We start from the raw sequence: 12,098 nt of genomic DNA, 5'->3' as shown, positions 1-12,098 counted from the left end.
GCGCAGGGTCACCCCCGTCCTCAGGATTTGCGCAAACGGATTTACGCAAACTCATGCTGCGCAATGCCCAACCGGTTCCAGGCATTCATGGTTGATATGATGCAGGTAAGTTCCGAAACTTCGTCTTCTTCGAAATGTTCAAGCAACGCACGGTGGCTTTGCGAAATACGCGACTGGCTCTCAACCTTGGTCAGGCATTCCGCCCAGTCAAGCGCCGCACGCTCCCCATCATCAAAGCCCTTTGAACTGCGCCACAGTGGCAGCATCGCAAGTTTGACCGGGTCGCCACCTTGCTCGCCATAGCTTTTTGAATGCATCCGGAGGCAATGAGCACATTCGTTGATGTGCGATACACGGCATTCGATCAAGCTGCGCAGTGCGGGCGAAATTTTCGCGTCTTCCGCAAGTTTGCTCGCAAGCTCAAACATGGCCTCAAACAGTTTCGGGCTGGTTTTGGGAAAGGTGAAACGGCTCATGATGGTTCTCCTTGAAAGCAGCAGTGAATTCGGCGGGCAAAATGCCCTTTCTGCAAACAAGGACGAAATAAGGGCGGGCCGTGTTACACAGCCCGCCCGATTATTTTCAAAAGGATCGATTTTTTCGAAACCTGACGCCTGTTGGCGTTAGATAACGCCTGCTTCTTTCAGCGCATCGGCCACCGCCTCATGCATCACCCATGTCCAGTCTTCACCGTCCGTCGGCTTCCCATCGGCAAGGGTAAAGATCGCGGCCAGATAATCGCTGACATCGCTGTCACACATTGGAAGTCCTGCGGCCTCGGATATCTTGCGGGCCAACCGGCCATATTTCTTATTGCCAATCCGCGCCCCAAAATGCCCCACCGTCTGGGCAAGCTTCAACCCGCTAATCTCACGCCCCGGTGCATTGGCATGGGCCCGCAGCATATCGCGTTCACAGCTCGACATCTCGATAGATGCAAGTGCGGTGACGTAATCTTCCACCTGACCAATATGGGGCGCATCACCGGCATTGATCTCAGCAGTGCGGTCCGTACCGTCGTCCCAGTTCAAAACTTTCAACATGCCGTTTCCTCCCGACAAAATGACCGGTTTAGAACCCTTTGCATGCGTCACATCTGACGTGCCGGTCGATCACGCGATGTGTATCTTTTTGGGCAACAATGCCATTTCTTGTTTTTGTCGCCTTTGGTGTTCCCCAATGTGTCGGTGTTCATCACCGATATTTTGCATATGGGGATTAAAATCAAACGGGGCGGGAAACTTTTGCTCCCCGCCCCGTCACATTACGCGTAGTCAAAACCCGGCTTGGTAAAGACAAACTGGCCAACCCGCATGCCACCGCCGCCCTCGGCCTCGTCAAAGGCATTGATGCAACCTGCCAGATAAAACTCCCACATCCGTTTGAACTCTGTGTCGTATTTTTCCGGATCAAGCTGATCGGCCACATCGCGAAACCGGTCGCGCCACGCCATCAGCGTCTGGGCATAGTTGCGCCCGGGATGGAAATGCGATGCGTCCACCATCAAACTGGCATGTTCGGCCGCTTCGATCACTTCATGCACTGCCGGTATATACCCGCCGGGGAAAATATATCGATCAATCCACGGCGAGGTAAATTCGGCACGTGGTTTGATGATCGTGTGGATCACCGCCCGACCACCCGTTTTCAGAAGCTCACCAACCTTTTCGAAATAGGTTTTGAACTGATGGCGGCCAACATGCTCAAACATGCCAACCGATACTACCCTGTCGTATTTTCCCGCATTGGCCTGGGAAAACACCCGGTAATCAAGCAGATGGTAGTCAAGGCCGCGACTGGCATTGTCGCCCAATTCCAGACGCTGTTGTTGCGCCCAGCTGTATTGTTCCGTTAACAGCGTAATACCGTGCACCTCGGCCCCGGTTTCACGCCGGATAAAACGGCTTAACCCGCCCCAGCCGCACCCGATATCAACCACCCGCAATCCGGGTTCATTGATGTTAAGCCGCTGGGTCGTCAGGCTCATTTTACGGTGCTGTGCTTCTTCAAGCGTTTGCGCACCATCATCCCAGAACGCACAGGAATACTGCATATCCGGATCAAGAAACCGGGTATAAAGATCATTGCCAATGTCATAGTGATGGCGCACCCGGCGTGATGCCGCCTTGATGCTGGTAAACTGGGCAATCTGGAATTTCAGGGCCTGCAGTTTTTCAATGAAACTGCCAAACCCGTTGGCGGAATGACCGCCTTCGAAATTCAGGCGCAACACTTTGATCAGATCTTCCAATTCGCCGGAAACAAGATCAAACCCACTGCGCATGAACGCTTCGCCAAAACCGGGATCGGGGCTTAACGCCATTTTCAGCGTATTGCCCCAGTCGGGTATGGTCATGGCGGCTTTTGGTTCCTGGCCGTCACCCAGAACCACCTCGTGTTTGTCATCAACGCGGAATATCAATGTTCCACGCGTCACATGTTCCCGGAAGAAATCGAGAACCTTTTTTTGTGTCCAATCCAAACTCATCGGGTACGTCATCGCCCTTCCTTCTTAAAAGTCGGAAAATTGATCGCCCCATGCGCGGTGCCACCCACGCATACGTACCTGTCCCTAGATCAGGCCAGACCCTAAATTAGGCAAAATCCTAAATCAGGATCATGTCTTAAAGACGTTCGGAAGGAAGCCAGAACATGACACCACATGACACGCACAACGCGTTACGCCCATGCCAAAAGCAGAAATCAACCAAGCAGGACGCCGAACGATTCTGATCTCGGGCTCAGTACGTGAACCCCGTAATAATTCTGCCAGAATTTTCTACGATCTCAAGTAGTAATCGTGGCTGCCCTGCCAAGGATACGCTTGCGCAATTGCCCCGAAAGCCTTACATCTCGCCGCAGATCATCGAAAACTATCCACAGGTATGTTTCTCGCGCCGTTTGCCCGGTCTTATGGTTTCCATAAGGTCAGCATTGGGGGCGCGACATGCCACACAGACTGAAAAGAGGCATCTGATGGGCTATAAAATCGCTGTTGTCGGTGCGACTGGTAATGTCGGGCGTGAAATGCTCAACACCCTTGCCGAGCGCAATTTCCCGGCTGACGAAATCTTTGCGCTGGCATCTTCAAAATCAATCGGCCGCACGGTTTCCTATGGCGATGACACCGATCTCAGCGTTCTGGATTCTGCGACCTTTGATTTTTCCAAGGTTGATATCGCGCTGTTTTCCGCTGGTGGCGAAGCGGCCAAGAAATTGGCGCCAAAGGCTGCCGAAGCCGGGTGTGTCGTGATTGACAATTCCAGCTACTGGCGCATGGAACCGGGCGTGCCACTCGTCGTGCCCGAGGTCAATGGCGCAGCACTTTCGGGCTACGCCAAAAAGAACATCATTGCCAACCCGAACTGCTCAACCATCCAGATGGTCATGGCGCTTAAGCCGCTGCAGGACATCGCCCCGATCAAACGCATCGTGGTGTTAACCTATCAGTCGGTATCGGGTGCGGGCCGGGCTGCAATGGACGAACTGTTCAATCAGACCAAGGGCATTTATGTGAACGATCTTCCGCAAAAGGAAGAATTCACCAAGCAGATCGCCTTTAACGTCATTCCCCATATCGATACCTTCATGGATGACGGTGCCACCCGTGAAGAATGGAAAATGGCGGTCGAGACGCGCAAAATCATGGCCCCGGCCGAAATTGCCGTTCACGCCACCTGTGTCCGTGTCCCGGTCTTTGTTGGTCATGGCGAAGCCGTGAACATCGAATTTGATGGCCCGATCACCGTCGAAGAAGCCCGCAAGGCAATGAAAGCCTTCCCCGGCGTTTCCGTGGTCGATTACCGTCAGGACGAAGGATATGTCACCCCGCAGGAAGTGCAGGGTGAGGACAATGTCTTTATCTCGCGCGTGCGCAAGGACCCGACAGTTGAAAACGGTCTGTCGCTGTGGTGTGTCGGGGATAACCTGCGCAAAGGGGCGGCCCTTAACGCGGTTCAGATCGCCGAAGCACTGGTCGCGGAATACCTGCCAAAGAAATAACGTTTCACGTCTTTCCACGATGCAAAACCCGCCTTCTCGAAGGCGGGTTTTGTCGTTTATGAAATCAAACATGCTGGTCAGATGCGCAAAAAGGCGCTAGGCAATCAGTCTAAGGGATGAAAAATTCCACCGCCTGCCCGGCACGTTACGAAGAAAAATAATTTCGGGGAAATCGGATGGTTAAACGCACACGCAAGGAAGCCGCACGTCTGGACGAAGCCGCCCGCGCGGGCTGGCTGTACTATTGTGCTGGCAATACACAGGACGAAATCGCCACCAAACTTGGCGTCTCGCGCCCGACCGCACAGCGTCTTGTGTCCGCTGCCGTCAGCGAAGGTCTGGTCAAGGTCCGCCTTGATCATCCGATTGCGCATTGCATGGAACTGGGCAAGGCGATTTGTGAAAAGTACGAACTTGCCGCCTGTGATGTTGTCCCGACCGACCCTGCCGCCCCCGAGGCGATGTTTGGCATGGCGCAGGCCGCAGCCACCTACCTTGAACGCGCCCTGCAATCACCCGATCCGCAAATCATAGCCCTGGGCACCGGGCGTGCCATGCGCGCCATGGTCGATGAGGTTGGCCGGATTGATGGCCGCCACCATAAGATCGTCTCGCTTGTCGGCACCATTGCCCATGATGGTGCTGCCAGTTTCTATGACGCGGTGATCGACCTTGCCGACCGCACCCGCGCACCGCATTATCCCTTGCCGATTCCGGTCATCATCGAAGATCCGCAAATGCGTCAACGCATGCAGCAACAGCCCCCGATGGATAATATCCTCAAACTCGCCGCCGAGGCCGACATTCGTTTTATCGGGGTCGGGCATCTTGGCGATGACGCGCCGCTTCATATTGACGGCTTCATCAGCAAGGATGAACTGACGTCGCTTCGCAAAAGTGGCGGCATTGGCGAAGTCATCAGTTGGTCATTTGATCAGGATGGCACCATCCTTGATCATGCGGTCAATCATTGCGTTACCAGTGCCCCGGCCCAGTCGCCGACCACCAATACCATCGCGGTTGCCAAGGGCACGAAAAAGGTCAAAGCGATTCGCGGTGCGATGCGTGGCAAACTGATCTCGACCCTGATCACCGACGAAGCCACCGCAGAATCTTTATTGCAGTAGCATCCGCAACAACCCCCGAAGAACCAAGACCGATCCCCCCTGTCAACCCGTTTGGCAGGGGTTGTTTTTGTGCACCGCAAGAACGATTTAATTTGACAAGAGACCCAGTAATTGAGTGAATGCTCACCACCTGAACAAATGATCAATACGAGCAAGAATTTGCTTACCGGGTACATAGTCCTTTAGGGAGGAAACATGAAACGCGTTATGGGAGCCGCGCTTTGCGCGCTACTAGCAGGCGGTGTTGCATTCACCGCCAATGCCGAAACCAAACTGACCATCGCAACCGTCAACAACGGTGACATGATCCGCATGCAGAAGCTGACGGATGATTTCACCTCACAGAATCCAGATATTTCGCTTGAGTGGGTCACCCTCGAAGAAAACACCCTGCGTCAGCGCGTCACCACCGACATCGCCACCAAGGGCGGTCAGTATGACATCATGACCATTGGCACCTACGAAGTGCCGATCTGGGCTGAAAAAGGCTGGCTGGCCCCGCTTGATAATCTCGGCGCCGACTATGACGTTGACGATCTGATGCCTGCCATCCGTGCGGCCGTCTCCAAGGATGATGCGCTTTATGCTGCACCGTTCTACGGCGAAAGCTCGATGATGATGTACCGCAAGGATCTGTTCGAAAAAGCCGGCATTGAAATCAACGGTCGCCTGACCTGGAATCAGACCCTTGATATCGCCAAAAAGCTGCATGACCCGGACAACGGCGTCTATGGCATCTGCCTGCGCGGCAAAGCCGGCTGGGGCGAAAACATGGCGCTGATCTCGACCATGGGCAATGCCTATGGCGCACGCTGGTTTGACGAAGAATGGAACCCGACCTTCGACGGGCCGGAATGGAAAGCCGCCCTGGACATGTATACCGATATCCTCGGCAATTACGGTCCTCCGGGTGCCACATCGAACGGGTTTAACGAAAACCTGTCGCTGTTCAACTCCGGTAAATGTGGCATGTGGATTGATGCAACCGTTGCAGCATCCTTTGTCACCAACCCCAAAGAATCCAAAGTTGCCGATCAGGTTGCCTTCACCGAGGCTCCTTGCGCTGTAACCTGCACCGGTGCCAACTGGCTCTGGGCTTGGAACCTTGGCATTCCGATGGGATCCCAGAACGTCGAAGCGGCTCAGAAATTCATCGCCTGGGCCACGTCCAAAGAATATCTCGAACTGGTTGCCTCCAAAGAAGGTTGGGCAAACGTTCCCCCGGGAACCCGTATTTCGCTGTACGAAAACCCGAAATATCTTGAGGCTGCACCCTTTGCAGACGAGACGCTTCTCGCCATCGACAGCGCAGATCCGATCAACTCGACCCTCAAACCGAAACCCTATGTTGGTGTTCAGTTCGCCGCGATCCCGGAATTCCAGGGTATCGGTACGACTGTAGGCCAGCAGTTCTTGGCAGCTCTTGCCGGTCAGTCCACGGTTGAAGAGGCCCTTTCGGCCGCACAAGCCAGCACCGACCGCACCATGCGCAAAGCCGGTTACTACTGATGCACTACAGGTCGGATTTCAGATCATCGCACATCATGAAATGATATCCGGCCTGACCTCCTTGACCTGATGAACTTGGGGTGGCGGCCACAGAGCAACCTGCTCTAACACCGCCACCCTCTTTCCATCCGGATCGGGACATCAACATCAATTTCGGGGAGCACATCATGTCAACACGTGCCTCGACCCTTACCGGGCGCATCATGTCCGCGCCATCGATCATCGTCCTGTTCTTATGGATGGCCGTCCCGCTGGGCATGACAATTTACTTTTCCTTCCTGCGCTACAATCTGTTGTCGCCAGGCACGGAAGAATGGATCGGCACTCTCAATTACGAATTTTTCCTGACCGACCCGGCGTTCTTTGCCTCCCTTGCAAACACGCTGCTGCTTGTCGGTTCGGTTCTGGTCATCACCGTGATTGGTGGCATCCTGCTGGGATTGCTGCTCGATCAACCGATTTTTGGGCGCGGCATCCTGCGACTTCTGGTGATTGCACCGTTCTTCATCATGCCGACCGTCAATGCACTGGTCTGGAAAAACCTTTTGATGGACCCGGTTTCGGGGATGTTTGCCTGGCTTGCCAGTTTACTTGGCCTGCCTGCAATTGACTGGTTTACCAATGCGCCGCTGACATCGATCATCATCATGGTGTCATGGCAATGGCTGCCCTTTGCCGTGCTGATCCTTCTGACCGCACTTCAGTCGCTTGACCGCGATCAAAAGGAAGCCGCCCAGATGGATGGTGCCGGTCCGGTATCGATCTTTTTCTATATCACCCTGCCTCACCTCAGCCGCGCGATTACTGTGGTTGTGCTGATTGAAACCATCTTCCTGCTGACTGTCTTTGCCGAAATCTTTGTCACCACAGGTGGTGGCCCGGGTCTGGCAACGACCAACATTGCCTTCCTTGTCTATACACAAGCACTGTTGCAGTACGACGTTGGCGGCGCATCAGCCGGCGGCATTGTCGCGGTCATTCTGGCCAATATCGTGGCGATCTTCCTGATCCGCCTCATCGGCAAGAACCTGGATAATTAGGGGCGCGATATGGAAAAGAAACAAACACCTCTTGGCTATATCAGCTTCTCGGCCTTTGCCTGGGTTGTCGGCCTTTTGATTTTCTTCCCGATCTTCTGGATGGTTTTAACCAGTTTCAAAAGCGAACTTGAAGCCGTCAGCATTCCGCCAAGCTTCATCTCCTTTGACTGGACGCTTGAAAACTATGTCGAGGTTCAGGAACGGTCGAACTATTTCAAGTTTGCCATGAACTCTGTCATTCTGGCGGTCGGCTCCACATTGGTTGGCTTGGTCTTTGCTGTCACCTGTGCATGGGCCATGGCCTTTAACCCGACCAAACGCACCAAGGACGCGCTTCTCTGGATGCTGTCGACCAAGATGATGCCCCCCGTTGGCGTTCTTGTGCCGATCTATCTGATGTTTCGCGACTGGGGGCTGCTTGATACCCGGTTCGGTCTGATCATGGTTCTGTTTTTGATGAACCTGCCGATCATGGTCTGGATGCTCTACACCTACTTTAAGGAAATCCCGACCGACATTCTCGAAGCCGCCCGCATGGATGGCGCAACCCTGCCCAAGGAAATCATCTTTGTGCTGTTGCCCATGGCCCTGCCCGGCATTGCATCGACCATGCTCTTGAATGTGATCCTTGCCTGGAACGAAGCCTTTTGGACACTCAATCTGACAACGTCCGATGCGGCACCGCTGACAGCTTTCATTGCCTCGTACTCAAGCCCCGAAGGGCTGTTCTGGGCAAAGCTTTCAGCCGCTTCAACTCTGGCAGTTGCACCAATTCTTGTCATTGGCTGGTTCTCGCAGAAACAGCTGGTTCGTGGTCTGACATTTGGCGCGGTCAAGTAACCGCTGCCCTATTGAAATCTAGAAAGAAGGAACACCGCAATGGGTGCTATCCGACTGGAGAAAGTCAAGAAAACCTTCGGAACGCTGGATGTGATTCCGGGTGTCGATCTTGACATCAATGATGGTGAGTTTGTCGTCTTTGTCGGCCCGTCGGGCTGTGGCAAATCAACCTTGCTGCGCCTGATTGCCGGGCTTGAAGATGTCACCGACGGTAAAATCATGATTGATGGTATCGACGTTGCCAACGAAGCCCCGGCCAAGCGCGGCCTGTCGATGGTCTTTCAGTCCTATGCGCTTTATCCGCATATGACCGTTTTTAACAACATTGCCTTTGGCCTGAAAATGGCCGGTGAAAGCAAGGAAGTTATCAACGAGAAAGTCCAGAGTGCGGCCAAAATCCTCAATCTGACCGACTATCTCGAACGGCGCCCCGGTGCCCTTTCGGGTGGTCAGCGTCAACGCGTTGCCATTGGCCGTGCGATTGTCCGGAACCCGGCGGCCTTCCTGTTTGATGAACCGTTATCGAACCTTGATGCCGCCCTTCGCGTCAACATGCGCCTTGAAATCACCGGTCTGCATCAGGACCTCAAAACCACGATGATCTATGTCACCCATGATCAGGTCGAAGCCATGACCATGGCCGACAAAATCGTCGTGTTGCAGGCGGGTCGTGTGGAGCAAGTCGGCAAACCGATGGACCTTTACAGCAAACCGGCCAACAAATTCGTCGCCGGTTTCATCGGCTCACCGAAAATGAACTTCCTGGGCGGCGAACTGGCGGCAAAACATGGTTGTCATGAAATCGGCGTTCGCCCTGAACACCTCGTGGTCAGCACCGAAAGCGGTGTGATCCCGGCCACGGTCAAAATCGCCGAACACTTGGGGGCGGAAACATACCTCCATGTGCAATCGGATGAATTTGGCGCGATGACGGTGCGGGCAACCGGCGAAATGCCACTGAGCGGGAATGACAAAATCTTCCTCACCCCGGAACAGGACCGCATCCATCGTTTTGACGCCCATGGTCTGGCCCTTGGATAATTTCTAAACCGTGCACACCGGGTCGCAATGCCACACACGCGTTGCGATCCCGCCTTACCAAATCAAGAAAACTGTGAGACCCAAATGTATCTTAAAAAGTTCGATCTTACCGGTCGCCGTGCCTATGTCACGGGCGGCGGTCGTGCAATCGGCCTGTCCTGCTGTGAAGCACTGGCAGAAGCAGGCGCACATGTCATCATTGGCGATATCAGCGAAGCTGTCGCCGAAGAAGGCCGTGATTACCTGAAATCCAAAGGGTACTCCGCCGACATCGACATCATGGATGTCACCAACACCGATCAGGTCCGCGCCAGTGCCGAAAAAATGGCCAAACAGGGTGGCATCGATATTCTTGTCAATAACGCCGGCATCGCACGGTCGGAAACCCCGGCCGAAGACGTTGCGGATGAACATTGGCTCAATGTCGTTGACGTCAATCTGAACGGCACATTCTGGTGCTGCCGCGAATTTGGCAAGCAGATGCTGGCCAAGAAAAATGGCGTCATCGTCAATGTCGGCTCGATGTCAGGCGTCATTGTCAACAAGCCACAGGAACAGGCCTATTATAACGCGTCCAAGGCGGCTGTGCATCAGTTGACCAAATCGCTGGCGGCTGAATGGGGCGGACGCGGCGTGCGTGTGAATGCGGTTGCACCGACCTATATCGCAACACCGTTAAATGAGTTCGTGAAATCCAAGCCGGAAATGTACGACGCATGGATTAATGGCACCCCGATGGCCCGCTTGGGCGAGACCGATGAAATCGGCTCGGTTGTGCTGTTCCTTGCCTCAGACGCATCCAGCTTGATGACCGGATCCATCGTTCTGGCTGATGGGGGTTACACCTGCTGGTAAGGCCAGGTGGAACTGTTGACTGTAATCTCCTGAAGCAAGGACCTGTACTCACCAAATTGACTGAAATGGCGTTGGAATAAACAAGATATGTAAGGATGGAGCCGCCAGCCGGGGCTTTCCCCCCGGCCAAGGGTTCAGACGCAACAGATCGCCTTTTATTCCAACGTCCTCTGGATCGGAGAGATTTGAACGGACTATGTCATCGCTTAACCTCGCAAGGTAAAGACCTTGCTTCGGCCAAGCTCTTCATATCCGACCAAATCTCTCGCGACCATTTAAGCCAATTTGGCGAGTACAGGTCCTCGTTGCAGTCAGGCTGGAATGATGGTTAAAACGGGGCGCGGTTGTGGGACCTGCGCCCCGTTTACCTTTTCAGGCCACGCGAACACTGGCCAGATACCGCGAAAACGCATTCGCGGGCATCACCACAACACCCGACAGGCCAAGGAACACCGACAGGCGTTCAAGATTGGCCATCAACGGCTCCGCCACATCACCTGCGGCAAAACCATCTTCAAGATACGCACTTTGCACCAAAAGCACCCCGGCTTGCCGGTCTGCTTTCAAATCGACACGCGCAACAAATTCGCCGTTTAACATAAACGGCAGGACGTAATAGCCGTACTGGCGCTTTTCGGCCGGAACATATATCTCGATCCGGTAGTTAAACCCGAAAATGCGTTCCACCCGGTCGCGTTCCCACATCACCGGATCAAATGGCACCATCAAGCATGTCGGCTTGGCCCGTGACCGTGGATTGACGTTCGGGCACATATAGCCCGGCTGCTTCCACCCCTGAACGTCCGCTGCCAACAACCGCCCTTCTTCGACAAGACGCACAAGGCATCCTTTCACGTCCGCTGTTGGCAGGCGGAAATACTTGCGCAGATCCGCCTCGGTCGCCACCCCCATCGCGGCAATCCCCTTGCAGATCAGATCACATTGCGCATCCTGCCTGTCGGGGGCGGCAAGATTGGCCGCATCGCCAATGATCCGTTCGGGCAAATCATAAACCCGCTCAAAACTGCTACGCCGCTTGCGCGACATGACCTGACCGCTCCAGAACAGATATTCCATCGCGGTTTTGGTATCCGACCATCCCCACCATGCCGAACTGTTGGCACGCTTGTCTTCAAGGTCACTCGCACCAATCGCACCTTCGCGCTCAATCCGGGCCAGAATGCCATTGATCAGATCGGGCTGTTCGCGCTGCATCCGGGCGATCCGCCCCCATGTCCCCTTGCCATTGCGCGCATCCTCCATCCGCCAGCGATACAGCGGGTAATCCTCAACCGGGATCATCGATGCTTCATGGCCCCAATATTCAAACAATTTGCGCTGCCGGTCCGTGCCCCAGACAACCTGATCAAGCAAGGCTGCGTCATACACCCCCAATCGGCTGAAAATCGGCATGTAATGCGCACGTGTCAAAACGTTGACACTATCGACCTGCAACATATTGGTTTGCCGGATCGCCTTGATGATCCGGCGTTTGGTCACCGGGCGATTGTCATTGCAATCAAACCCCTGCCCGACAAGCGCAAGGTTGCGCGCCTGCTTGATGGAAACGGCAACGGATTGCATCGGGATATGAACACTGTCATCTGGCATGGTTAAACATTCAAATTGGCAAATAAAAACAGCATGATGTTAGCATATCCCCCTGACAAATACGGCAGGAGGA

General features: G+C 54.3%; 11 protein-coding genes. 7 read left to right on the top strand and 4 right to left on the bottom strand.

Translation table 11 applies throughout. The annotated features are described in order from the left end of the window. Positions 1-41: 41 nt before the first annotated feature. The 3 genes from AC0VXT_RS01810 to AC0VXT_RS01800 form a co-directional block, all read right to left on the bottom strand. On the bottom strand, positions 42-476 hold the full coding sequence (locus AC0VXT_RS01810; RefSeq protein WP_475547263.1) for a carboxymuconolactone decarboxylase family protein: 435 nt from the start codon (positions 474-476) through the stop codon (positions 42-44). A gap of 147 nt (positions 477-623) precedes the next feature. After that, on the bottom strand, positions 624-1,043 hold the full coding sequence (locus AC0VXT_RS01805; RefSeq protein ID WP_475547262.1) for a hypothetical protein: 420 nt from the start codon (positions 1,041-1,043) through the stop codon (positions 624-626). Between the two features lie 221 nt (positions 1,044-1,264). After that, positions 1,265-2,488 (bottom strand): class I SAM-dependent methyltransferase, encoded by a 1,224-nt coding sequence (locus tag AC0VXT_RS01800; RefSeq protein ID WP_475547261.1) that lies wholly within the window; start codon positions 2,486-2,488, stop codon positions 1,265-1,267. 488 nt (positions 2,489-2,976) lie between these two features. Here AC0VXT_RS01800 and AC0VXT_RS01795 point away from each other — a divergent pair, with 488 nt between their 5' ends. The 7 genes from AC0VXT_RS01795 to AC0VXT_RS01765 all read left to right on the top strand — a co-directional run bounded on the left by AC0VXT_RS01795 (position 2,977) and on the right by AC0VXT_RS01765 (position 10,414). After that, positions 2,977-4,002, top strand: coding sequence for an aspartate-semialdehyde dehydrogenase (locus tag AC0VXT_RS01795; RefSeq protein ID WP_475547260.1), 1,026 nt, complete (start codon positions 2,977-2,979; stop codon positions 4,000-4,002). Between the two features lie 176 nt (positions 4,003-4,178). Continuing rightward, a complete protein-coding gene (locus AC0VXT_RS01790; protein ID WP_101303130.1) occupies positions 4,179-5,129 on the top strand; it encodes a sugar-binding transcriptional regulator in 951 nt (316 codons plus the stop codon). A 195-nt stretch (positions 5,130-5,324) separates the two neighbouring features. After that, entirely contained in the window at positions 5,325-6,638 is a 1,314-nt protein-coding gene (locus AC0VXT_RS01785; protein ID WP_475547259.1) for an ABC transporter substrate-binding protein, read from the top strand. 167 nt (positions 6,639-6,805) lie between these two features. Then, the gene (locus AC0VXT_RS01780) at positions 6,806-7,678 is read left to right on the top strand and encodes a carbohydrate ABC transporter permease (RefSeq protein WP_022731668.1); all 873 of its coding nucleotides are present in this window, start codon (positions 6,806-6,808) and stop codon (positions 7,676-7,678) included. A gap of 9 nt (positions 7,679-7,687) precedes the next feature. After that, positions 7,688-8,518: a carbohydrate ABC transporter permease gene (locus AC0VXT_RS01775; protein ID WP_022731669.1), complete on the top strand. Its 831-nt coding sequence runs from the start codon at positions 7,688-7,690 to the stop codon at positions 8,516-8,518. A gap of 39 nt (positions 8,519-8,557) precedes the next feature. Then, positions 8,558-9,559: an ABC transporter ATP-binding protein gene (locus AC0VXT_RS01770; protein WP_022731670.1), complete on the top strand. Its 1,002-nt coding sequence runs from the start codon at positions 8,558-8,560 to the stop codon at positions 9,557-9,559. 84 nt (positions 9,560-9,643) lie between these two features. Then, the gene (locus tag AC0VXT_RS01765; protein WP_475547258.1) at positions 9,644-10,414 is read left to right on the top strand and encodes an SDR family NAD(P)-dependent oxidoreductase; all 771 of its coding nucleotides are present in this window, start codon (positions 9,644-9,646) and stop codon (positions 10,412-10,414) included. Positions 10,415-10,786: 372 nt separating this feature from the next. Here AC0VXT_RS01765 and AC0VXT_RS01760 read toward each other — a convergent pair whose 3' ends face one another. Beyond that, positions 10,787-12,025, bottom strand: a complete 1,239-nt coding sequence (locus tag AC0VXT_RS01760; RefSeq protein ID WP_475547257.1) for a winged helix-turn-helix domain-containing protein — start codon at positions 12,023-12,025, stop codon at positions 10,787-10,789. Positions 12,026-12,098 lie beyond the last annotated feature (73 nt).

This window comes from Thalassospira sp. Z349TD_5, from assembly GCF_056173045.1.
Note: the sequence above shows the minus strand (reverse complement) of the source record. Positions and strands in the feature narration are given on the sequence as shown.